Source organism: Neisseria shayeganii 871, assembly GCF_000226875.1.
GTDB classification, from domain to species: domain Bacteria; phylum Pseudomonadota; class Gammaproteobacteria; order Burkholderiales; family Neisseriaceae; genus Eikenella; species Eikenella shayeganii.
In genome coordinates, this window is the sequence record NZ_JH164926.1 from 887,602 (window position 1) to 908,875 (window position 21,274).

22 protein-coding genes, 1 tRNA gene and 1 pseudogene are annotated in these 21,274 nt (G+C 59.4%); 4 read left to right on the top strand and 20 right to left on the bottom strand.

Annotated features, from left to right (window positions below):
• Positions 1-172: 172 nt before the first annotated feature.
• Positions 173-2,854: a bifunctional [glutamate--ammonia ligase]-adenylyl-L-tyrosine phosphorylase/[glutamate--ammonia-ligase] adenylyltransferase gene (gene glnE, locus HMPREF9371_RS04085; RefSeq protein WP_009118656.1), complete on the top strand. Its 2,682-nt coding sequence runs from the start codon at positions 173-175 to the stop codon at positions 2,852-2,854.
• 7 nt (positions 2,855-2,861) lie between these two features.
• Here glnE and HMPREF9371_RS13175 read toward each other — a convergent pair.
• The 3 genes and pseudogenes from HMPREF9371_RS13175 to HMPREF9371_RS04095 all read right to left on the bottom strand — a co-directional run bounded on the left by HMPREF9371_RS13175 (position 2,862) and on the right by HMPREF9371_RS04095 (position 4,537).
• Positions 2,862-3,049: pseudogene (locus HMPREF9371_RS13175) on the bottom strand (ATP-dependent exonuclease).
• Positions 3,050-3,174: 125 nt separating this feature from the next.
• A complete protein-coding gene (pip, locus tag HMPREF9371_RS04090; RefSeq protein WP_009118657.1) occupies positions 3,175-4,110 on the bottom strand; it encodes a prolyl aminopeptidase in 936 nt (311 codons plus the stop codon).
• A 136-nt stretch (positions 4,111-4,246) separates the two neighbouring features.
• Positions 4,247-4,537, bottom strand: coding sequence for a hypothetical protein (locus HMPREF9371_RS04095; RefSeq protein ID WP_009118659.1), 291 nt, complete (start codon positions 4,535-4,537; stop codon positions 4,247-4,249).
• Between the two features lie 353 nt (positions 4,538-4,890).
• On the opposite strand from HMPREF9371_RS04095, the gene ilvC reads away from it, so the two are divergent.
• Positions 4,891-5,904: a ketol-acid reductoisomerase gene (ilvC, locus tag HMPREF9371_RS04100; protein ID WP_040660135.1), complete on the top strand. Its 1,014-nt coding sequence runs from the start codon at positions 4,891-4,893 to the stop codon at positions 5,902-5,904.
• 88 nt (positions 5,905-5,992) lie between these two features.
• The gene (locus HMPREF9371_RS04105) at positions 5,993-6,478 is read left to right on the top strand and encodes a DUF4442 domain-containing protein (RefSeq protein ID WP_232203073.1); all 486 of its coding nucleotides are present in this window, start codon (positions 5,993-5,995) and stop codon (positions 6,476-6,478) included.
• Between the two features lie 25 nt (positions 6,479-6,503).
• Here HMPREF9371_RS04105 and HMPREF9371_RS04110 read toward each other — a convergent pair whose 3' ends face one another.
• Positions 6,504-7,028 (bottom strand): hypothetical protein, encoded by a 525-nt coding sequence (locus tag HMPREF9371_RS04110; protein WP_009118662.1) that lies wholly within the window; start codon positions 7,026-7,028, stop codon positions 6,504-6,506.
• 119 nt (positions 7,029-7,147) lie between these two features.
• Positions 7,148-8,149, bottom strand: a complete 1,002-nt coding sequence (rfaD, locus tag HMPREF9371_RS04115) for an ADP-glyceromanno-heptose 6-epimerase (RefSeq protein ID WP_009118663.1) — start codon at positions 8,147-8,149, stop codon at positions 7,148-7,150.
• Positions 8,150-8,509: 360 nt separating this feature from the next.
• On the opposite strand from rfaD, the gene hslO reads away from it, so the two are divergent.
• A complete protein-coding gene (hslO, locus tag HMPREF9371_RS04120; protein WP_009118665.1) occupies positions 8,510-9,415 on the top strand; it encodes an Hsp33 family molecular chaperone HslO in 906 nt (301 codons plus the stop codon).
• A gap of 129 nt (positions 9,416-9,544) precedes the next feature.
• Here hslO and HMPREF9371_RS04125 read toward each other — a convergent pair whose 3' ends face one another.
• From HMPREF9371_RS04125 to HMPREF9371_RS04195, 15 genes are all read right to left on the bottom strand, one after another.
• Positions 9,545-11,200, bottom strand: coding sequence for an electron transfer flavoprotein-ubiquinone oxidoreductase (locus HMPREF9371_RS04125; RefSeq protein ID WP_009118666.1), 1,656 nt, complete (start codon positions 11,198-11,200; stop codon positions 9,545-9,547).
• 338 nt (positions 11,201-11,538) lie between these two features.
• Positions 11,539-11,865 (bottom strand): hypothetical protein, encoded by a 327-nt coding sequence (locus tag HMPREF9371_RS04130; RefSeq protein WP_156786988.1) that lies wholly within the window; start codon positions 11,863-11,865, stop codon positions 11,539-11,541.
• A 364-nt stretch (positions 11,866-12,229) separates the two neighbouring features.
• Positions 12,230-12,982 carry an ABC transporter permease gene (locus HMPREF9371_RS04135; RefSeq protein ID WP_040660141.1) on the bottom strand — a complete coding sequence of 251 codons (753 nt, stop codon included), beginning with the start codon at positions 12,980-12,982 and terminating at the stop codon, positions 12,230-12,232.
• Positions 12,983-13,049: 67 nt separating this feature from the next.
• Positions 13,050-14,216, bottom strand: a complete 1,167-nt coding sequence (locus tag HMPREF9371_RS04140) for an ABC transporter substrate-binding protein (RefSeq protein WP_009118670.1) — start codon at positions 14,214-14,216, stop codon at positions 13,050-13,052.
• A 145-nt stretch (positions 14,217-14,361) separates the two neighbouring features.
• A complete protein-coding gene (locus tag HMPREF9371_RS04145; RefSeq protein ID WP_009118672.1) occupies positions 14,362-15,159 on the bottom strand; it encodes an ABC transporter ATP-binding protein in 798 nt (265 codons plus the stop codon).
• Positions 15,160-15,574: 415 nt separating this feature from the next.
• Positions 15,575-16,303, bottom strand: a complete 729-nt coding sequence (gene phoU / locus HMPREF9371_RS04150; RefSeq protein WP_009118674.1) for a phosphate signaling complex protein PhoU — start codon at positions 16,301-16,303, stop codon at positions 15,575-15,577.
• A gap of 282 nt (positions 16,304-16,585) precedes the next feature.
• Positions 16,586-16,954 (bottom strand): 50S ribosomal protein L19, encoded by a 369-nt coding sequence (gene rplS, locus HMPREF9371_RS04155; RefSeq protein ID WP_009118675.1) that lies wholly within the window; start codon positions 16,952-16,954, stop codon positions 16,586-16,588.
• A 14-nt stretch (positions 16,955-16,968) separates the two neighbouring features.
• Positions 16,969-17,712, bottom strand: a complete 744-nt coding sequence (trmD, locus tag HMPREF9371_RS04160; RefSeq protein ID WP_009118676.1) for a tRNA (guanosine(37)-N1)-methyltransferase TrmD — start codon at positions 17,710-17,712, stop codon at positions 16,969-16,971.
• Entirely contained in the window at positions 17,712-18,224 is a 513-nt protein-coding gene (gene rimM, locus HMPREF9371_RS04165) for a ribosome maturation factor RimM (RefSeq protein ID WP_009118677.1), read from the bottom strand. Before rimM ends, trmD begins: the two co-directional genes overlap by 1 nt.
• Before the next feature lie 17 nt (positions 18,225-18,241).
• Positions 18,242-18,490, bottom strand: a complete 249-nt coding sequence (gene rpsP, locus HMPREF9371_RS04170; RefSeq protein WP_009118678.1) for a 30S ribosomal protein S16 — start codon at positions 18,488-18,490, stop codon at positions 18,242-18,244.
• Positions 18,491-18,665: 175 nt separating this feature from the next.
• Positions 18,666-19,964 carry a tyrosine--tRNA ligase gene (gene tyrS / locus HMPREF9371_RS04175; RefSeq protein ID WP_040660143.1) on the bottom strand — a complete coding sequence of 433 codons (1,299 nt, stop codon included), beginning with the start codon at positions 19,962-19,964 and terminating at the stop codon, positions 18,666-18,668.
• Between the two features lie 98 nt (positions 19,965-20,062).
• On the bottom strand, positions 20,063-20,419 hold the full coding sequence (locus HMPREF9371_RS04180; RefSeq protein WP_009118680.1) for a hypothetical protein: 357 nt from the start codon (positions 20,417-20,419) through the stop codon (positions 20,063-20,065).
• Between the two features lie 135 nt (positions 20,420-20,554).
• Positions 20,555-20,631: transfer RNA gene (locus tag HMPREF9371_RS04185), tRNA-Pro, on the bottom strand.
• 61 nt (positions 20,632-20,692) lie between these two features.
• Positions 20,693-21,052: a VanZ family protein gene (locus tag HMPREF9371_RS04190; protein WP_009118681.1), complete on the bottom strand. Its 360-nt coding sequence runs from the start codon at positions 21,050-21,052 to the stop codon at positions 20,693-20,695.
• The gene (locus HMPREF9371_RS04195) at positions 21,049-21,255 is read right to left on the bottom strand and encodes a hypothetical protein (protein ID WP_040660145.1); all 207 of its coding nucleotides are present in this window, start codon (positions 21,253-21,255) and stop codon (positions 21,049-21,051) included. The genes HMPREF9371_RS04190 and HMPREF9371_RS04195 overlap by 4 nt, the downstream gene beginning before the upstream one ends.
• Positions 21,256-21,274: the final 19 nt, after the last annotated feature.

A 21,274-nucleotide genomic window follows, 5' to 3' on the forward strand; every position in this document is an offset into this window, starting at 1 on the left:
AGAACAGGGAAGTTTGGCCAAAAAGCGATGAAAATATCCGAAACCATAGGCTACGGTTTCGGATGCTGGGTGAGAACGAATTTTGCAAAGGTCTCAGCCTGTATGCGTATTCGCCCCCCAAGCAGGCTTTGACGACTATAATGCCCGCTTCCCTTCATTCAGGATTGCCGCCATGCACCCCGCCCTTGCCGCCGCCCGCCGTTTTTCGCCCTGGCTTGGCCGCCAGCTCGACCACCAGCGCCTGCAAACCGAGATTCTGCTGCCCTGGCTGGAGCGGCCTTTGGACGACACCGACTTCGCTGCTTTCGCCCCATGGGCCGAGATGCAGGCCTCGGGCGACGAAACCGGGCTGGCACGCGAACTGCGCCGCCTGCGCCGGCATGTGGTGGCGCAGATTATGGCGCGCGATTTGGCGCGGCGGGCCGATTTGGCCGAAGTCACCCGCAGCATCACCCTGTTTGCCGATTTCGCCGTCAACACCGCCCTCGAATTTGCCCATGCCCATTATGTCGGCCTCTACGGCACCCCGCACGGGCGCTACAGCGGCGCGGCGCAGCATTTGAGCGTGGTGGCCATGGGCAAGGCTGGCGGCTTCGAGCTCAATGTCTCCTCCGACCTCGACCTGATTTTCATCTTCCCCGAAAACGGCCACACCGACGGCAAACGCGAGCGAAGCAATCAGGAATTTTTTACCAAGGTGGGGCAGAAGCTGATTGCGCTGTTGCACGACATCAGCGACGAAGGCCAGGTGTTCCGCATCGACATGCGTTTGCGCCCCGACGGCGACAGCGGCCCCCTGGTGTTGAGCGAATCGGCGCTGGAGCAGTATTTGGTGCAGCAGGGGCGCGAATGGGAGCGCTATGCCTGGTGCAAAGGGCGGGTGGTGACGCCGTATGCCAACGACCTCAAAGCCCTGGTGCGCCCGTTTGTGTTCCGCAAATACCTCGATTACCAGGCCTACGAAGCCATGCGCGGCCTGCACCGGCAAATCCGCCAGGAAGTGAGCAACAAAGGGCTGGCCGACAACATCAAGCTCGGCGCCGGCGGCATCCGCGAAGTGGAGTTTATCGCCCAGATTTTCCAGATGATCCGCGGCGGCCAAAACCGCAGCCTGCAGCTCAAAGGCACGCAGGAAACCCTGCTCAAGCTCGGCGAAATCGGCTTGCTGCCCTCGCAGGCGGTGGCCGACTTGCTCGCCGCCTACCGCTTTTTGCGCGATGTGGAACACCGGCTGCAATATTGGGACGACCAGCAAACGCAAACCCTACCCGCCGCCGCCGAACAACAGCAATTGCTGGCCGAAAGCATGGGCTTTGCCGATTACGCCGCCTTTTCAGGTAGCCTGCAGCAGCACCGCAGCCGCGTCAACAGCCTGTTTGCCCATATTCTGAGCGAGCCCGATGCACGCAGCGCCGACGAACACCCGCTCGCGCCGCTGTGGCGCGACGGCGGCAGCAGCGCCGAACAGCAGGCGCAATTGCAGGCGCTGGGTTTCGATGCCGCAGCGGTGGCCGCCCGCCTGGCGCACATCCGCCACGGCAGCCGCTACCGCCACCTTTCCGCCACCGCCCAGCCGCGTTTCGACGCCGTGGTGCCGGCGCTGATCGAAGCCGCCGCCGCCTGCCCGCACCCCGACGACACCCTGTTCCGCCTGCTCGACTTTCTCGACACCATCAGCCGCCGCTCTTCTTATTTGGCCTTTTTGCAGCAATACCCCGCCGAAGTGCGGCGCATGGCGGAACTGATGAGCCAGAGCGCCTGGCTGGCCGACTATCTGCAACGCCATCCGGTGCTGCTCGACGAATTGCTGTCGGCGCAACTGATGGCGCCTTTAGACTGGCCGGCCCTCGACGCCGAGCTTTCAGGTAGCCTGAATGCCTGCGACGACACCGAAAGCAAAATGGACGTACTGCGCCGCTTCCAGCACGCGCAAACCTTCCGTTTGGCCGTGCAGGACTTGGCCGGCCGCTGGACGGTAGAAGCCCTGAGCGACGAACTCTCGCGCTTGGCCGACCTGATTCTGCGCCACACCCTGCACCACGCCTGGCGCGACATGCCCAAAGCCCATGCCGAACACTCGCGCTTTGCCGTCATCGGCTACGGCAAGCTCGGCGGCAAAGAGCTGGGTTACGCCTCCGACCTCGATCTGGTCTATCTCTACGACGACCCCCACCCCGACGCCGCCGAAATCTACGCCAAACTGGCGCGCCGCCTCACCACCTGGCTGTCCGGCAGCACCGGCGCCGGCACCCTCTACGACACCGATTTGCGCCTGCGCCCCAACGGCGACAGCGGCTTTCTGGTGCATACCCTCGCCGCCTTCGACAAATACCAACAACAGCAGGCCTGGACTTGGGAACACCAAGCGCTCACCCGCGCCCGCTTTGTCTGCGGCGACGAAACCATCGGCCACGCCTTCGAAGCCATCCGTCGCCGCATCCTCACCGCCGAGCGCGACGAAGCCGCCCTGCGCCGCGACATCATCGCCATGCGCGAAAAAATGTTCCCCACCCACCCGCCGCAGGAAGGCGACGTCAAATACGCGCGCGGCGGCGTGGTGGACGTGGAGTTTATCGTGCAGTATCTGGTGCTCGCGCAAAGCCGCCGCTGCCCGGAGCTGCTGGAAAACTACGGCAACATCGCCCTCTTGAGCATGGCCGCCGAACGCGGCTTAATCGATGCCGATCTGGCCGAAGCCTGCCGCCGCGCCTACCGCCACTACCGCCAAATCCAACACAACAAAAAACTGCGCGACACCGAACGGCTGGAAGTGGACGACAGCCTGCGCGCCCACTACGCCGCTGTGAAATCACTGTGGCAAGCCGTGTTTGGCGAAGCGCCGCAAGCGGGCTGAAACGCGTTCAGGTAGCCTGAAACCTTGGCAAAACCTCCAGATGTGGATGCATTTCAAGGCGTAGCAGCGCAGCGAGTTTGAACGCCAGGAATCCCCGCGGGACAGACCTATCATCTACAAGGCTAAGCGAGCGGGCAGTACCCATAGGGCATAAACGCACAACGCAGAAATACGCCGTAGATGGCGGTTTTGCAAAGGTCTCAGACTTTAGGTCAATGCCGTGTATGGTATATTTTTGGGGCTGTCCTAGTGATCCAGGACAGCCCCATACCTTACTGCCAATCCAAGCATCGCGGCAATAACCAATGGCCGGTGCCTTTTCAGGTAGCCAACAGGCGGGCAAACTCATCCGCCGCCTGCACCAAACCTTGGGCCACTTCGCCTTCAAACGCGGCATGACCGCCCTGCACAATGCGCAAATCGGCTTCGGGAAACGCCTGCTTCAACGCCCAAGCGCTGTGCATCGGCGTGCAGATGTCGTAACGGCCCTGCACAATCACGGTGGGCAGATGGCGGATTTTGTCCACATTCGCCAGCAAGGCCTTATCGTTGTCCAACCAACAGCCGTGGACGAAATAATGGTTTTCGATGCGTGCAATCGCCAAAGCCTGCTCGGCATCTTCTGCCACCGGCTGCGGATCAAACTGCACCAGCCAGTTTTCCCATTCGGCCCAGGCCTTCGCCGCCCGCAGCGCTTGGGCGCGATCCGGGCCGAACAGCATCTCGTGGTAGGCCTGCACCATATTGCCGCGCTTTGCTTCGGGCACGGGAGCAAGGTAATGCTGCCATTGCTCGGGATAAATGTATTCCGCGCCGCCGGCTTCGTTCAGCCAACGGATTTCGCTGGGCCGGCCCAAGAAAATGCCGCGCAAAATCAGGCCGCGCACCCGCTCGGGATGGGTTTGCGCATAAGCCAGCGCCAGCGTGCTGCCCCAAGAACCGCCGAACACCAGCCAGCGCTCGATGCCCAGCATCTTGCGCACTTTTTCAATGTCGGCCACCAAATCCCAAGTGGTGTTGTCGCGCGTTTCGGCATAAGGCAGCGAACGGCCGCAGCCGCGCTGGTCGATGATGACCACGCGGTAGGCGGCGGGGTTGAAAAAACCGCGCGCTTTGGGCGAGGCGCCCGCTCCGGGGCCGCCGTGCAGAAAAATCACCGGCAGGCCCTGCGGGTTGCTGGATTCTTCCCAATAAATTTGATGAAGGTCGGACACGGCCAGCCGGCCGCTGCGGTAAGGTTCTGAAATCGGATACACAGTATTGTTCTTTCAACAAAACAGTGCGGCTGTCTGAGCACATGCCGCAGATGGTTTTGGCGATGGTTATTCTGCTAAGCCTTCATCAGCACAGGCTACCTGAAAGCGGTTTTTCCGTTTCAGGTAGCCTGCATGCTTATTTGGCAAACGGCAGCCACATCCTTCCCAAGACATAACACACCACACCGCCCACACCGAGAATAAAAAACAAAATGCCTTTTTTGCGTGCATTCGGGCACAGCCAATACACGCCTATGCTGAAAGTGAAAAACAGCAGCGTGACCGCCCACACCAGCTGTTTGTCTTTAAAGCGGTTGAGGGTATAGCTTTCGGTCATCATCACATACATCTGCCACAGCGCGGCAAAACACATCAGAAACACGCCGGCGGGCAGCAGAAACAAGCCGAGTTCTTGTTGGAGCGTCATCACGCACACCTATACGGGGATCATCCGGAAAAGGCCGCATTATAAACCCTTTCCGCCCCGCGCCCCATGCCGGCGGCACACCGCTTTTCAGGTAGCCTCTCCCCATGTTCTGCACAAGCAAATAAGACAATCTGTCCAAATTTTTACCGCTACCCAAGCAAACCCAAAGCAAGCAAAATTTTTTTGTCCAAATAAGCTGCCAAGGCTGCAAATTTCAGGTAGTATGCCGCACTTTACGGCAACGTGACCGTGCGGCCGGCGCCACCCGCAGCCTGCCGCCGCGCCGCCAACAGCCCGCCCGTGTGCCGCGAGATTTCACCGATTTTATCTAACTGTTTATGAAGGAACGTTCCATGCAAGTGTTTTACGATAAAGACTCCGACCTCTCCCTGATCAAAGGCAAAACCGTGGCCATCATCGGCTACGGCTCGCAAGGTCACGCCCACGCCGCCAACCTGAAAGACTCAGGCGTCAATGTGGTAATCGGCCTGCGCCAAGGCGGCTCCTGGAACAAAGCCCAAGCAGCCGGCTTCGATGTACGCAGCGTGGCCGAAGCCACCAAAGCCGCCGACGTGGTGATGATTCTTCTGCCCGACGAAAGCGCGCCCGCCGTTTACAACGCCGAAATCCACAACAACCTGAAAGACGGCGCCGTTTTGGCCTTCGCCCACGGCTTCAACGTACATTACAACCAAATCGTTCCCGCCAAAAACGTAGATGTGATCATGGTGGCCCCCAAAGGCCCCGGCCACACCGTGCGCAGCGAATACCTCAAAGGCGGCGGCGTGCCCTCCCTGATCGCCGTTTACCAAGACAACTCCGGCAAAGCCCGCGACATCGCCCTCTCTTACGCCGCAGCCAACGGCGGCACCAAAGGCGGCGTGATCGAAACCAACTTCCGTGAAGAAACCGAAACCGACCTCTTCGGCGAACAGGCCGTTTTGTGCGGCGGCGCGGTCGAGCTGGTGAAATGCGGCTTCGAAACCCTGGTGGAAGCCGGCTACGCCCCCGAAATGGCCTACTTCGAATGCCTGCACGAGCTGAAACTGATTGTGGACTTGATGTACGAAGGCGGCATCGCCAACATGAACTACTCCATTTCCAACAATGCCGAATACGGCGAATACGTAACCGGCCCGGAAGTGATCACCCCCGCCACCAAAGAAGCGATGAAAAAAGCGCTCTACCGCATCCAAAGCGGCGAATACGCCAAAATGTTCATTCAGGAAGGCAACACCAACTACGCCAGCATGACCGCCCGCCGCCGTTTGAACGCCGACCACCAAATCGAAAAAGTCGGCGCCCAACTGCGCAGCATGATGCCTTGGATTGCCAAAAACAAACTGGTAGACCAAGACAAAAACTAAAGCCGTGCTCCGATACCGCTTTCGCCGCAGCGAAAGCGGTATTTCTATTTTCACCCTACCGCCAACAGATTTTCAGGTAGCCCGCCACATGAAAATGACCCCGCGAACCATGAAACTGGCCATGAACCTCTGGCCGCCCTTTTTGTTCACCGGCATCCGCGTCACCGACATGAGCCGCAACTGGCGCAGCGCCCGCATCGAGCTGCGCCAGAAATGGTGGAACCGCAACTACGTTGGCACCCATTTCGGCGGCAGCCTGTTTGCCATGACCGACCCCTTCTGGATGCTGCTGATTCTGCACGCCCTACCCCGCGGCTACATCGTGTGGGACAAAGCGGCGGAAATCGAATTCGTCAAGCCCGGCCGCGGCACGGTGGCGGTGGAATTCCGCCTCGACGACGCCGTGCTGGCCGAGCTGTTGGCGCGCGCCGCCGACGGCGGCAAAGTGCTGCACTGGTTTGAAAACGAAGTCATCGACAGCCAAGGCGAAGTGGTGGCCCGCGTGCGCAAACAGGTGTATTTGCGGCGCAAGCAAAACGGCAGCGCCCCGCCGGCAGAAAAAGCGGCGGCATAGGGATCACCAATCAAAACTGGCAGAGTCATCTCTGCCAGTTGTTTTCAATCTGACCCGCGCTACGCTTACTCCGGTATCTGTAAACGCCATAAAGCCCGAGAAAGGAAAGCAACATAACCGTCCTGACCCCATAATGTGCGTTGAACTCATACGCAAAAGCGCCGTCGTATGCCACCTGCGGTAAAGAAAAATCAGGCTCTCCCGCCTCGGCAAATCGTATCTTCTTGATGATGACGGTATGCGCAGAGCTTCTGTACAGACCTTTCTGCAGCAAATCGACTTCAATTTCACGGGCATGTAGCGGAAACGGCCGCTCGCAAAAATTGCGACTGTTTTGATCCTCAAAATTCCGACAGAGCATAAAATATTTCTGAGCGTCCGCTTCAAAATACACCATCGATTTTTTACCGCCATGATGGTGTAACACCACTTCCCTGAACAACAAAGGCTCTTGGCGAAGTGGGCTGAGATAAGAAGGCGACAGAAAAGCCAACAAAGCCCAAAACAACAACAGGAAAATATTCAGCAGCACATAACTCGATTTCTCCACAGCACCGCGCCTCCATACTTTCAGATAGCCTGAAACAGGCTTTCTACTTTTTATATATTTCGATACCTTGAATAGTTTCAGGTAGCCCGCAGGCTACCTGAAAATACAGCGGCAAACCCTCAATCCTGCTCGGCCAACCAAGCCACATAGCGTTTTACGCCGGTGGCCACATCGTCGAATTCCTCCTGATAACCCGCATCGCGCAGGGCGGAAATGTCGGCCTGGGTAAAGCTCTGGTATTTGCCTTTGAGCGCATCCGGAAAATCGCGGTACACAATCAAACCCTGCGCCACCAATTCTTCCAAAGCCAATTCCGGCAAGCCCTCGGCCGCGCGGCAGGCGTTGACGGTGGCTGCGGCCAAATCGTTGAACGGCTGGCTGCGGCCGGTGCCGCAGTTGAAAATGCCGGTTTTTTCAGGACGGTCGAAGAAAAACAGATTCACCTTCACCACGTCTTCCACGCTGATGAAATCGCGGCTCTGCTCGCCGTTGCCGTAGCCGTCGTAGGCGCCGAACAGGGTGACCCGGCCGTGCTCGCGGTATTCGTGGAAATGGTGGAAGGCCACCGAAGCCATGCGGCCTTTGTGCTGCTCGTGGCGGCCGTAAACATTGAAATAGCGCAGCCCTACCACCTGCTCGCCCAAGCCCTGCTCCATGCGGCGGCGCAGAATCTGGTCGAACAGAAACTTGGAATAGCCGTACACATTCAAAGGCGCTTCCAGCTCGCGCTCCTCGCGGAACACCTGTCCCTTGCCGTACACCGCGGCCGAAGAAGCGTAAATCAGGCGGATGCGCTCGTCCTGACACCAATCCAAAAGATCCAGCGTGTATTGGTAGTTGTTGTCCATCATATACACGCCGTCGTGGCACATGGTGTCGGAGCAGGCGCCTTGGTGGAACACCGCCTCGATGTCGTCGCCGCTGAATTTGTGGTCGCGCACCATGCGGATGAATTCGTGTTTGTCGAGATAATGGGCGATGTCGGCCTGCACCAGATTGCGGAATTTATCGGCCCGGCTGAAATTGTCCACCGCCACAATGTCGCGGATGCCGCGCTCGTTCAGCGCACGCACGATATTACTGCCGATAAAGCCGGCCGCGCCGGTTACGATAATGGTCATCAGGATTCTCCCGAAACAGATAAAAACAGGCTGTCAGCTAGCCTCAACCGTGCCCACAAAGGCATACAGGCTGAGACCTTTGCAAAACCCTCATCTGCGGCGCATTTCTGCGTTGCGCGCTGCTCGCTCGCTTGCCTATCTTCATGATATGTCTGTCCCACGGGGATTCCTGGCGTTCACGCTCGCTGCGCTGCTACGCCTTGAACTGCATCCACATCTGGGGGTTTTGCAAAGGTCTCAGGCTACCTGAAAGCCGCATTATAGCCGCAAAACCGCCGCCACCGCCCGCAGCAGATCTTGATATTTCGCCGCCGCGAACCATATTGGCTGCTGATTCCGATACCATCCGAAAGCCCTTTCATGAACACACCCGCTCCCGCCCACACTGCCGACTGCCGCACCCGCTTTATTTTCGACGACATGCCCGTGCGCGGCCTGCACATCCGGCTGCAAGAGGTCTGGCAACACATCGTGGCGCGCAAACACTATCCCGACCCCATCCGCAACGCCTTGGGCGAACTGCTGGCCGCCGCCGCCCTGCTCTCCAGCAATCTCAAACTCGAAGGCACCCTGATTCTGCAGGTACAGGGGCGCGGCGACCTGAAAATGCTGGTGGCCGAAGCCACCTCCGGCCGCACCTGCCGCGCCACCGCGCGCTGGAACGAACAGGCCGACCTCAGCGGCCGGCGCAGCCTCACCGACCTCCTCGGCGGCGACGGCATTTTCGCCATCACCCTCCAGCCCGACGACGGCGAACAATGGCAGGGCATCGTGCCGCTGGAAGGCGACAGCATCGCCGATATGCTCACCGGCTATATGCAGCGCTCCGAGCAGCTCGAAACCCATATTTCGCTGGCCGCTTCCCCCACCCATGTGGGCGGCCTGCTGCTGCAGCGCCTGCCCGAAGAAAATCTGACAGAAGACGCTTGGGCGCACGTGACCGCCCTGGCCGACACCGTGAACGCCGCCGAACTCACCGATCTCGACGCCCCCCACCTGCTCTACCGCCTGTTCCACGAAACCCCGCCGCGCGTGTTTCCGCCGGAAAACATCGAATTCGCCTGCACCTGCTCGCGCGGCAAGGTAAGCGATATGCTGCTTTTGCTGGGCGGTCAGGAAGTCGGCAGCGTGGTGGCCGAGCAAGGCAGCGTGGGCATAGACTGCGATTTTTGCGGCGAGCAGTATGTGTTTGACGAAACCGACGTCAACGCCTTGTTCGGCAGCGATGTGGTGGCCGCCGCCAAAGCCGCCCTGCCCCTGCAATAAAGCGCGCGGCAGCCAAGGGTCAACACAAAACAGGCTACCTGAAACCTGCGTCAAGCAGTGTTTCAGGTAGCCTGTTGCATGGGGCGGGCCGGAATCGGAAACCTTTGCCCCCACTTGCCTCTCTGTTGCCTACATCTCGGCGTAATTGGGGCCGCCGCTGCCTTCGGGGCAGGTCCAAGTGATGTTTTGGGTGGGGTCTTTGATGTCGCAAGTTTTGCAGTGTACGCAGTTTTGCGCGTTGATCTGCAGGCGCGGGCCGCTTTCCTCTTCCACGATTTCATACACCCCGGCCGGACAATAGCGGGTTTCCGGGCTGGCGTAGGTTTTCAGATTGGTTTCGATGGCCACTTCGGGGCGGGTCAGCTTCAAGTGGGCCGGTTGGTTTTCCTCGTGGTTGGTGGCCGACAGGAACACGCTGCTGAGGCGGTCGAAAGACACTTTGCCGTCCGGTTTCGGGTAGGCGATCGGCTGGCATTGGGCGGCCGGCTTCAGGCTGGCATGGTCGGTGCCGTGGTGCTTCAGGGTCCACGGCGCATTGCCTTTAAACAGATAGGTGTCGATGGCGCCGTAAATCATGGCCGGCCACAAGCCCCATTTGAAGGCTGGGCGGATATTGCGCGCGCGGTGCAACTCGTCGTGCAGCCAGGAATTTTGGAACAAGGCGGTGTAGGCAGCGGCTTCTTTGCCGGAAGTTTCCGCTTCTTCCACTTCGTCCAACACGCCGAACACGGCTTCGGCGGCCAACATGCCGGATTTGATTGCGGCGTGGGAACCTTTGATGCGCGGCACATTCAGGAAGCCGGCGGCATCGCCCACCAATACGCCGCCGGGGAAGGTGAGTTTGGGCAGCGACTGCAGGCCGCCTTCCACCAAAGCGCGCGCGCCGTAGGCAATGCGGCGGCCGCCTTCGAAAATCGGGCGGATATCGGGGTGGGTTTTGAAACGTTGGAATTCTTCAAACGGCGACAGATAGGGGTTTTGATAATCCAGCCCCACCACGAAGCCGACCGCCACTTTGTTGTCGTCCAAGTGGTAGAGAAAGGAGCCGCCGTAGGTGTGGTTGTCCATCGGCCAGCCGGCGGTGTGGGTGACGGTGCCCGGTTTGGATTGGGCGGGATCGACTTCCCACAATTCTTTAATGCCGATGCCGTAAGTTTGCGGCTGGCTGTCTTTGTCGAGGGCGAACTGTTTGATGAGCTGTTTGCTCAGCGAGCCGCGGCAGCCTTCGGCAAACACGGTTTGGCGGCCCCACAGCTCCATGCCGGGGGCGTAGTCGGCTGTGGGTTCGCCGTCTTTGCCGATGCCCATATCACCGGTGGCGATGCCTTTCACGCTGCCGTCAGCATGATAAAGCACTTCGGCGGCGGCGAAGCCGGGGTAGATTTCCACGCCCAAGCCTTCGGCCTGCTCGGCCAGCCAGCGGCACAGCATGCCCAGGCTGATGATGTAGTTGCCGTGGTTTTGAAAATTCGGCGGGGTGGGCATTTGGCGCGAGCCGGTTTCGCTCAGAATCAGGAAGCGGTCTTCGGTAACCGGGCGGGTAAGCGGGGCGCCGAGTTCCTGCCAGTTGGGAATCAGTTCGGTGAGCGATTTGGGGTCGATCACCGCACCGGACAAAACGTGTGCGCCCACTTCGGAGCCTTTTTCCACCACACACACGCTGATTTCCCGTCCGGCCGCTTCGGCCAGTTGTTTCAATTTGATGGCGGTAGACAAACCGGCCGGGCCGGCACCGACAATCACCACATCGTACTGCATGCTGTCGCGTTCGATGGTTTCGGTCATGGTTTTCTTCCTTAAAGGTTTTTATTCTGATGGGCTACCTGAAAGTAGTTTCGCGGATTGTAGCGCAGCTTGAGAGCCTGTTCAAAATCTCCATTCCGGCGTGCTTCCGCTTCGCTATCCGGCCGAAAGCCGCGCCTGCAGCATGGTCAAACTTGCCTGTGTTCAATCTGGCGCGTATTTCCATCCGATAGACACGAGTTAGGTCTCGAAAAATACCGGCGCAAGAAGATGATGAACAGGATCTGGGCGCATACGGCCAAAAAAACGGAACCGATTATAGCATCAGGTTCCGCAGAAAAAAACTGAATTTTGCAATGCAGAATAATCCGACCGAATCTTTAGTGCTGGTCCCCAGACGGAAACAACAGAAATCCTTGCGCCTGAGCCTGCGGCCAGTGGGCGCGGTCGATGGTGTACACATTCACGCTGCTCATCGGCGCGCCGCACACTTCCGGATACACCTCGGCATACACGTGGTCTTTGCGGGCGGCATACACCGGAATGCCGCCCAGCATCGGCTGCATGACGTCGAGACCGATGCCCTCGCCTTCGCATTGGCGGGCGCCGTCGCTGCGGTACACCTCAACGGTGTCACCGGCCGCCTGACAGCCCGCCAAAGCCGCCACCAAAACCCAAACAGCCCATATACGCAACGCTTTCATCATGCCCTCCTGCTGGTCCAATCGGTCGGCTCAGTTTACCCGCTTGTCCGGCGCTGTCCAAGCGGACCGCCAAGCAACAGGCTGAGACCTTCGCAAAACCGCCAGCTGTGGATGCCATTCAAAGCGCAGCAGCGCAGCGAGCGTGAACGCCGGGCATTCCTGTGGGAAAGCCTATTAGATAGATGGGCAAGCGGGTGAGCCGTCCCCCCCTGGGGCATCAACACACAACGCAGCAATGCACCGCAGATGGGGGTTGCAAAGGTATCAGGCTACCTGAAACCCGCTGCCGGATGGCGGGGTTTCAGGTAGCCTGTTCTCGGTTTGCGGCCGTTGGCCCGCAGTCAGCCAGCCGGGCCGAAGGGCGTCATCAACTGTGCGCCCAGCGTTGTTGCAATCGGCGCGTGGCGCTGTCGAGCAGCCAGCCGAGCAGGCCGATGAGCAGGATGGCCGCCATCAGTTCGGCGTAGGCCAGGCGGTCGCGGGTGTCGAGAATAAAGTAGCCCAAGCCTTCGTTGACGCCGAGCATTTCGCAGGGCACCAGCACAACCCACACCACGCCAATGGCCAGGCGCAGGCCGGTGAGAATGTGGCCGAGCACGGCAGGCAGCATGATGCGCCACAGCATTTCGCTGCGGGTGGCGGAAAGCGAGGCGCCGAGCATCAGCCATTGCGGGCTGATGGCCTTCACGCCGACAGCGGTATTGAGCAAAATGGGCCATACGGCGGCAAAGGCGAGCAGAAAATAAATCGGGGCGTCGCCGATGCCGAACAGCATCACCACCACCGGCATCCAAGACAGCGGCGAGATCATGCGCAAAAACTGAAAAGCGGTGCCACTGAGTTTTTCCGCCCACGCCGACTGCCCCACCAGCAAACCAAGCGGAATGCCGATGGCCAAGGCCCACAACAGGCCGACGGCCACCCGTTTCAAGCTGGCGAACACATGGGCGTGCAACTGACCGCCGAGCAGCAGGTCGAGCAGGCTTTGCACAGCGGGCAAAGGGGCAAGCAGGTTGGCCAAGGGCAGTTGGCGCGCCAAGAGGCTGCTGCCGGCCTGCCACAGCAGCAGCAGAATCAGCAGGCCGAGCAGGCTGAGGGCGGTATTTTTCAGGGCGGGCATGGTGTTCCTTATCAAGGTAACGGAAAGGGTTTCAGGTAGCCTAAGACCTGTGCCGGGCAAACGGCCGCTAAACGGCAATGACTTCCTGCCGCGTCCAGCCGCTGAGGCCGAAACGTTCGCGGTGGCCGCCGCGTTCGATGGCGCTGCGCACGAAGCGGTCGTCCACCAAATCGCGGGCGGCGAAGGCGGGGTCCAGCGTATCAAGGAAACGGTTGACGCCGGCGATATGGGTCTGTTTCAGCATCGCCACCAAGGCTTCGGTATAAGAAGGAAAGGGATAGGGCTGAAAATCGATGCGTTTTTGCGCCCATTCGGGGTGGCGGATGATGCCTTGTTCGCGATAACGCGCCCAAGCGGCATCGGAAGGCGCCAACACCTGTTCCAACACCGCCGCTTCGTGCGGGGTGTAGCGGTTAGGGCCGCTTTTGGCCAGCAGGGCGGCGGTTTCGCGGCGGTGTTCGGCGGCAAAGGCCTGCGCGTCCACCAAGGCATTCACCACGCCCTGCACCCATTGCGGCCGGGTTTGGATGTCGCGCTCCTGCATCAGGGTGACGCAGCAGGCATGATCGCGCCAAACGTCGCCGGAAAAACGCAGCACCCGCCCCACGCCTTTGGTTTCGGCGGCAGCGTTGAAGGGCTCGGCCACAATAAAACCGGCCACGGTGCCGGCGGCCAGCGCGGCCACCATATCGGCCGGCGCCATCACCGCCAGCCGTACTTCGCCGGGCTGCGGCGTGCGTTCCACCACTTGCAAACCTTCGGCACGCAGCAATTGCTGCAACACCACATTGTGAATCGAATACCAAAACGGTATGGCAACCGTACGGCCAGACAAATCGGCAATGCGGCGGACATCGGGCGCCACCGTGAGCGCCGAACCGGCCATGTGGTTCCACATCACCACTTTGATCGGCGAACCGCTGCCGTAGCGCGCCCAAATGCTCATCGGCGAGAGCAGATGGATAAGGTTGACCTGCCCGCTGAGAAAAGCCTCCACCAGCGAGGCCCAGCTGCGGAACAGCACGGGCTTGGCCACCTGAATGCCCTGCTCGGCAAACAGCCCGCGGGCATGGGCCACCAAGAGCGGCGTGGCATCGGTAATCGGCAGGTAGCCGATGGTGAGCGGAGCATCGGGCTGTTGCTCGGCGCGGCGGCCGCAGGCCTGCAGCAGGGGCAGGCTGCCGGCGGTGCTGAACAGGGCGGCCAGTTTGAGAAAATCACGGCGCGAAGTCATGAGACATCCTTGAAAGGCAATGGGCTACCTGAACGCCCGCCATCGGCGTATTTGGTTTCAGGTAGCCTGTTTCGGCATGAAGGAAACGGCGGGCAATACGCAAAGCTCGGTTGTGATCGGGGTAAGCGGTTGGGCCTGGCACGCCCTAAATCACAAACTCTACGCTCTCTGTTTGGCGGCTGTCACTGCGGGCATCGTGCAGCGCCTGCAGAATCTGCACCCGCTCGGCATTCATCTGCAACAACGATTCATGGCGCGGGTGGGGCAGACTCAGCCGCCATTCGCCAATACGGCGGCCGGGGCGTTTGCCGATTAAAACCGCACGGTCGGCCACCATCAGGGCTTCATCGATGTCATGGGTCACCATCACGGCCGAGGCGCGGTGGCGGCTGACCAGCTCGCGCAGCAAAGTCTGCATTTCGCTGCGGGTAACCGCATCGAGGGCGGAAAACGGTTCGTCCAGCAGCCAGATATCCGGCCGTCTCGCCAAAATGCGCGCCAAAGAAACGCGCTGCGCCATGCCGCCGGAAAGCTCGCCGGGAAACTGCTGGGCCGCATGACTGAGGCCCACCTCCGCCAAAGCCTGTGCCACCCGTTCCCGGCGCTCATCGCGGCTCAACTTGGGTTGGCCGGCAAAATCGAGGCCGAAGGCGGTGTTGTCGGCCACGTTCAGCCAAGGCAGCAGCACGGCCTGCTGGAAAACAAACCCCAAGCGCGGATGCGGGCGGCTCAGCAATTCGCCGAACAGGCGCACTTCGCCGGCCTGCGGCTTGGCCAAACCGGCCAATACGCGCAGCAAGGAAGATTTGCCCACCCCGCTGGGGCCCATCAGGCCGACCAGTTCGCCGGCGGCCACGTCGAGCGAAAAGTCCTGCAACACGGTGTGCAGGCTGCCGTTTTGCGGATAGGCTAAGGTGATGTGGCGGGCGGAAAGCAGGCTCATAAGCGGATAAAGACGGCGGATAGGAAAGGCGCTACTGTAGAGAATACGGGCGCAAAACAGAAAGAATCTTTCACGCTATCTAAAGAAATTCCGGCTATATGGCGGCAGCAGATTGGCAAACCGGCCGGGGCTTTGCAAAACGTCTAGATATGGATGCAGTCCAAGGCGTAGCCACGCAGCAAGCGTGAACGCCGGGCATCCCTGTGGGACAGACCTATCAGATAGATGGACAAGCGGGTGAGCCGCCCCCCCGAGCATCAACCCACAACGCAGAAATCCGCCGCAGATGGCGGTTTTACAAAGGCAGCAGGCTACCTGAAACCGATAGAAATCGGTTTCAGGTAGCCTGCTGTTTGGCTTGACCCTGTTGCCCCCACATCGGGACGTGGCCGCGACAATGGGAGAGACTAAAATCTTAAGGTATGTTTTCAGAGAGATCGCCATCCGGCAGCCCATCCTGCCGGATGGCCTCCGGCGGCCGGTGACGTACGTCGATGCCGCGCACCAGGTACACCACATGCTCGGCAATGTTTTTGGCGTGGTCGCCGATGCGCTCGATGCGTTTGTTCATCATCGTCACATCGAGCAAGATGCCGGTTTGGCGCGGCTCTTCCATCATATGGCTGAGCAGCAGGCGGAATTGGCGGCGGTAGCCGGCATCCAAATGCCGGTCGGCCGCATTCAAATCCGGCAGGGCGCCGGCATCCAAACGGGCAAATGCGTCTAAAGCGCGGCGGATCATGCTGGCAGTCATACCGGCCAAACGGTGGGTATCGTACAGTTCGCCAACCGCAATCCGGTTTTCCGCCAACAGCGGATGCGCCATACGGGCGATTTTTTTCAACTCGTCGCCCATCCGCTCCAAATCCACAATAATGCGGCTCACCGCCAGCACCAAGCGCAAATCGCCGGCAGCCGGTTGGCGGCGGGCAATGATGGTTTGACAATGGTCGTCAATCGCCACTTCCAGAGCATTAATGGCATGATCGCCCTCGATCACCGCGGACAAGCCGTCGGCCGAGCCCGTAGAGAAGGCGGCCAGCACCGCCTGCAGTTGCTGCTCGACCAAGCCGCCCATGCGCATCACTTCGCTGCGTACGGTTTCCAGTTCTTGATGGAAGTGAGAAGAAATATGTTCTGCCATGCCGGTTTCCTGTTGTCTGTGGGTTGGGGCATGATAGGGCGTTTTGATGACGTCTTTTTGACAAGCGGCAACCTTTCCTCATCTGCTGCGCATTTCTGTGGGCTGCGTTCATGGCTGAGAACTGATCGCTATCGCCCATCCTCTTAGCCTGATATCTGTTGCGCCTTCTCGGAAAAGGGCTTGCAGCCGTGCTGGCCAAGGCAGGCACAGGCGGAGAGGTTGAAAGGCCCGGAGCGGCATGAAAAAACCTGCCCGAAGGCAGGTTTGGCAAAAGGGGACTGCTTAGTCTTTTTTGCGGCTCGGCAGTTTTTCTTTGATGCGGGCGGCTTTGCCGGTCAGGCCGCGCAAGTAGTACAGCTTGGCGCGACGCACGTCACCGCGGCGTTTCACTTCGATTTTTTCCACATTCGGCGAATACAGTTGGAAAGTACGCTCTACGCCTTCGCCGCTGGAAATTTTACGCACGATGAAGCTGCTGTTCAGACCACGGTTGCGGCGGGCGATCACCACGCCTTCGTAAGCCTGCAGACGGGTGCGGCTGCCCTCGGTTACGCGCACAGACACCACCACGGTATCACCGGGTGCAAACTCGGGAATCGCTTTGTTCAGACGGGCAATTTCTTCTTGCTCGAGTTGTTGGATCAAATTCATGATGTTTCCTTAAGTTATGATGGGATATCTCGTTCCTCCTGCCGGATTTTGTGCAGGAGCCTAGATTCCTCTGGGGTTAAATCACGCGCGGCCAGCAAATCCGGCCGTCGCGCTAGGGTGCGGCGCAGCGCTTGTTCCAAACGCCACGCGGCAATCAGGCCGTGGTTGCCGCTGCGCAAAACAGCCGGCACCGCCATGCCTTGAAACTCAACCGGACGGGTATAGTGCGGACAATCCAGCAAGCCGTCGGCAAACGAATCCTGTTCGGCCGAAGCCATGTCGCCCAACACGCCCGGCACCAGGCGCAACACGGCATCCATCAGCATCATGGCCGGCAGTTCGCCGCCGGACACCACAAAATCGCCGATACAGATTTCTTCGTCCACCGACTGCTGCAACAAGCGTTCGTCCACGCCTTCGTAGCGGCCGCACAGCAAAATCAGGCTACCTGAAGCGGCCAGCTGCTGCACCTTGCGGTGGGTCAAGGGCGCGCCCTGCGGGCTCAGATACACCACTTTGCCGGCTTGTTTCGCCTGAGCCGCCCGTATGGCGGCATCCAGCGGCTCGGCCATCATGATCATGCCGGGACCGCCGCCGAAAGGCCGGTCGTCGATATAGCCGAGCTTGTTGTCGGCAAACTGGCGCGGGTTGATGCTGTCAAACCGCCACAAGCCCTGCTTGAGTGCACGCCCGGTAACGCCGTAATCGGTAATGCTGCGGAACATTTCCGGAAACAGGGTGATGGCTTGGATGTGCATCAGTAATCCGTGCCCCAGTCCGCCACAATGCAGCGGGCTTCGGCATCCACCGTATCGATGTAGTGGGATACAAACGGAATCAGCTTGCGGCCGTAAGCGCCGTCCACCACCAGCACGTCGTGCGCGCCGGTTTCCATTAAATTGCTCACCGAACCGAGCAGCTCGTCATCACGGTTGCGCACCGTCATGCCGACCAAATCGGTCCAGTAATATTCGCCCTCTTCCGCCGGAGCGAATTCGTGGCGGTCCACCTCGATGGTGTAGCCGCGCAACAATTGGGCGGCATCCCGATCATCGATTTCCTGCAGTTTCACCTGCAATTCGTCGCCGACCGCTTTGCCTGCCTCCAGGGTATAGCTGCGGACATCACCGTCTTTGCGCAAACGCCAAACCGGGTAATCCAACAGGCTGTCGGTGTATTCGGTGCTGACGGCGGCTTTCAACCAGCCTTTGACTCCGAATGCACCTTTGACATAGCCCATGGCTACCCATTGATTATCGGCACTGCTCATTGAGGGCTACCTGAAAATTAAGCGGCCGCTTTCTGTTCTTTTACCAGCTTGGCAACGGCATCGCTCAATTGCGCGCCTTGGCCGACCCAGTGGTTCAGGCGCTCGGCGTTCAGGCGTACACGCTCTTGTTTTTCATTGGCAACGGGGTTGTAAAAACCCACGCGCTCAATAAAACGGCCGTCACGACGGCTGCGGGAATCGGTTACCACGATGTTGTAGAAAGGACGGTGCTTGGAACCGCCGCGAGCCAAACGAATCACTACCATGACTATTCCTTCGGAAAAAATCGGTCAATAAGAAAACCGCGAATTTTAGGGCAATTTATGACGGCAAGGCAAGCATTTATTCGCCGCACCCGTCAATAGGCCACCTTATCAGTTGTATTTCAGACCATCTGAACCGGTTGTCTGGCGCATCAGGCAAAACGCACGCCGCCGAAATTTACGCCCACACCAGCAAGGCATGGTTGCGCTTGCCGCGCTTCACAATGGTGTAGCGGCCGAAACGCTTGTGTGCTTCGGTAAGCATGCAGGCGTCGTCGGGGCGCTCGGCAGCGTGATCGGGATTGTTGGCCGCCGCCGTTTCACCGTTGAGCAAGACCGCTTTGTTTTTCACAAACTCACGCGCTTCTTTATTGGACTTAGCCAAACCGCTCAATACCAGCGCTTCCACCACATTCAGGCTACCTGAAACCTCGAAAGCCGGCAGGCCGTCCAAGGCCAGTTGGGCATAATCGTTTTCGGTGAGGCCGCTTTCGTCGCCGGAAAACAGGCTCTCGGTAATGCGTTGCGCCGCTTCCAAGGCGGCTTCGCCGTGGATCAGGCGCGTCATTTCCTCGGCCAAAATCCGCTGCGCTTCGGGCTTGCTGCCGCTGACGCGGTCTTGGGCTTCGATGGCATCGATTTCCTCAATACTGAGGAAGGTGAAATACTTGAGGAATTTATAGACATCGGCATCGGCCACTTTGAGCCAGAATTGGTAAAACTGATAGGGCGAGGTTTTCTTGGCATCCAACCACACCGCGCCACCTTCGGTTTTGCCGAACTTGGTGCCGTCGGCCTTGGTGACCAGCGGCAAGGTGAGGCCGAATACGTTTTGCTGGTGCAGACGGCGGGTGAGGTCGGTGCCCCAAGTGATGTTGCCCCATTGGTCGGAGCCGCCGATCTGCAGCATCACGCCGTGGCGGCGGTGCAGCTCGGCAAAGTCGTAGCCCTGCAGCAGGGCGTAGGCGAATTCGGTAAAGGAAATGCCCACGTCGTCGCGCTCGATGCGCTGCTTCACCGATTCTTTCGCCAACATGGCGTTGACGGAGAAATGCTTGCCGATGTCGCGCAAAAAGTCCAAACAGTTCATCTGGGCAAACCAGTCGGCATTATTGGCCATGATGGCGGCATTGTCGCCTTCAAAGCTCAGAAAAGGCTTGAGCTGGTTTTTGATGCTCTCCACCCAGCCTTGTACGGTTTCCGCACTGTTGAGGCTGCGTTCCACCGCTTTAAAACTCGGATCGCCGATCATGCCGGTGGCGCCGCCGACCAAGGCCACAGGTTGGTGGCCGGCCTGCTGGAAACGGCGCAGGGCCAGCACCGGCAGCAGATGGCCGATGTGCAGGCTGTCGGCCGTCGGGTCGAAACCGCAGTAGAGTGCGATCTTGTTTTCGTCCAGCAACGCAGACAGGGCGTCGATATCGGTGGTCTGCGCAATCAGGCCGCGGGCCTGCAGGTCTTGAAGTAAGGCATTCATAAGCTTCTCGGTAATATGGCAATAAACATCTGGAACATCAAGCTTTTCAGGTAGCCTGCAGGCTACCTGAAAAACGGCGCCCAAGCGCTTAGCGGCATTCAGCGGCGTTTGCTCAAGCGCACACGGTTGTTGTGTACACGCCGGCTCACCGACGACAAGGCGCGGTTGGCGGCTTTGGCAGTTTTGCCCGCCCAGCGGTAATAAGTTTTCGGCGTCGGCACTTCGGGCGAAACCAGCATCGCCTGCCCCGCATGCATGCAAAAGCTGGCCCACGACATGGTGAGCTGTTGGGCGGCCAGGTATTTTTCCCAATACATGCGCTGGTATTCCTGCGCGGTTTCCACCGACCAAAACGGCTGGCTGAACAGCATCAGACGCCGCGCAATCACCACCGGCGACTCGGTGAGAATGCCCAGCTGCTGCTGCCAAAGCTTCTGAAGTTCTTGATAAATCATATTGTGTGTCTTTATGGATTGTGTGTTTTTAATGAATCGTGGCATGCCAAATCGACCGCCATTCCCGCAGAGCCAAAACGCATCACCTGGCGGATAACAAAAAAGACTTGGCAGCGGCCAAGTCTTTTTTATGTCTGGTCGGAATGAGAGGATTCGAACCTCCGACCCCTTCGTCCCGAACGAAGTGCGCTACCAGACTGCGCTACATTCCGAAAGGCGGCAATTATATTAAACCAATCGGTGTTTGGCAAGCGAATTTTTCAGCTGCTGTTTTCAAACCGCCGCTTTGGCCGCCGCCACCTTGCGCGCCAGCCACAGGGCCGCCACGGCGCCCGAGATATCGGCCAGCGCATCGCGCCAATCGGCGGCGCGCGTTTGGGTGAACGCGCCCTGCGCCCATTCGCTGCCCGCCGCCAAGACCAGGGCCAATACCAACAAAGCCGCAAACGGTATCGCCCGCCGCTCTTGCATGAACACCTTGGCCAATAACCAAAACTGCCCGAAAAACAGGCCGAAATGCGCCACTTTATCGAAATGGGGAATCGGCGCTGCGCCACCGTCGGTTTCGCGAAAAATTAAACCGTACACCCCGGCGGCAAACCACAAGGCCGCCAACAACAACCAACGGTTCACGCGCCCTCCTCCGCCAGCCACTGCCGGCACTGTTCCGCCAGGCGCAGAAACTTGCCGCCCCGCGCCGCAAACACCGCCTGCCATTCGGCCACCTCGACCGCAGTCGGCGCCTCATCCAAACTGCACTCGTGCAGCCAAAAATCCAAAGTCTCCGCCGCCGCACCCGGCGCTTCGTTGCGAAAATAATCCGTCAATTCCGACATCTTCAGGCTACCTGAAAGC

Excerpts from the sequence above, each read along its gene's own strand:
- glnE (WP_009118656.1), top strand. The coding sequence starts at position 173 with ATGCACCCCGCCCTTGCCGCCGCCCGCCGTTTTTCGCCCTGGCTTGGC.
- HMPREF9371_RS04095 (WP_009118659.1), bottom strand. The coding sequence starts at position 4,537 with ATGACGCTCCAACAAGAACTCGGCTTGTTTCTGCTGCCCGCCGGCGTG.
- ilvC (WP_040660135.1), top strand. The coding sequence starts at position 4,891 with ATGCAAGTGTTTTACGATAAAGACTCCGACCTCTCCCTGATCAAAGGC.
- HMPREF9371_RS04105 (WP_232203073.1), top strand. The coding sequence starts at position 5,993 with ATGAAAATGACCCCGCGAACCATGAAACTGGCCATGAACCTCTGGCCG.
- rfaD (WP_009118663.1), bottom strand. The coding sequence starts at position 8,149 with ATGACCATTATCGTAACCGGCGCGGCCGGCTTTATCGGCAGTAATATC.
- hslO (WP_009118665.1), top strand. The coding sequence starts at position 8,510 with ATGAACACACCCGCTCCCGCCCACACTGCCGACTGCCGCACCCGCTTT.
- HMPREF9371_RS04125 (WP_009118666.1), bottom strand. The coding sequence starts at position 11,200 with ATGACCGAAACCATCGAACGCGACAGCATGCAGTACGATGTGGTGATT.
- HMPREF9371_RS04130 (WP_156786988.1), bottom strand. The coding sequence starts at position 11,865 with ATGATGAAAGCGTTGCGTATATGGGCTGTTTGGGTTTTGGTGGCGGCT.
- HMPREF9371_RS04135 (WP_040660141.1), bottom strand. The coding sequence starts at position 12,982 with ATGCCCGCCCTGAAAAATACCGCCCTCAGCCTGCTCGGCCTGCTGATT.
- HMPREF9371_RS04140 (WP_009118670.1), bottom strand. The coding sequence starts at position 14,216 with ATGACTTCGCGCCGTGATTTTCTCAAACTGGCCGCCCTGTTCAGCACC.
- HMPREF9371_RS04145 (WP_009118672.1), bottom strand. The coding sequence starts at position 15,159 with ATGAGCCTGCTTTCCGCCCGCCACATCACCTTAGCCTATCCGCAAAAC.
- phoU (WP_009118674.1), bottom strand. The coding sequence starts at position 16,303 with ATGGCAGAACATATTTCTTCTCACTTCCATCAAGAACTGGAAACCGTA.
- rplS (WP_009118675.1), bottom strand. The coding sequence starts at position 16,954 with ATGAATTTGATCCAACAACTCGAGCAAGAAGAAATTGCCCGTCTGAAC.
- trmD (WP_009118676.1), bottom strand. The coding sequence starts at position 17,712 with ATGCACATCCAAGCCATCACCCTGTTTCCGGAAATGTTCCGCAGCATT.
- rimM (WP_009118677.1), bottom strand. The coding sequence starts at position 18,224 with ATGAGCAGTGCCGATAATCAATGGGTAGCCATGGGCTATGTCAAAGGT.
- rpsP (WP_009118678.1), bottom strand. The coding sequence starts at position 18,490 with ATGGTAGTGATTCGTTTGGCTCGCGGCGGTTCCAAGCACCGTCCTTTC.
- tyrS (WP_040660143.1), bottom strand. The coding sequence starts at position 19,964 with ATGAATGCCTTACTTCAAGACCTGCAGGCCCGCGGCCTGATTGCGCAG.
- HMPREF9371_RS04180 (WP_009118680.1), bottom strand. The coding sequence starts at position 20,419 with ATGATTTATCAAGAACTTCAGAAGCTTTGGCAGCAGCAGCTGGGCATT.
- HMPREF9371_RS04195 (WP_040660145.1), bottom strand. The coding sequence starts at position 21,255 with ATGTCGGAATTGACGGATTATTTTCGCAACGAAGCGCCGGGTGCGGCG.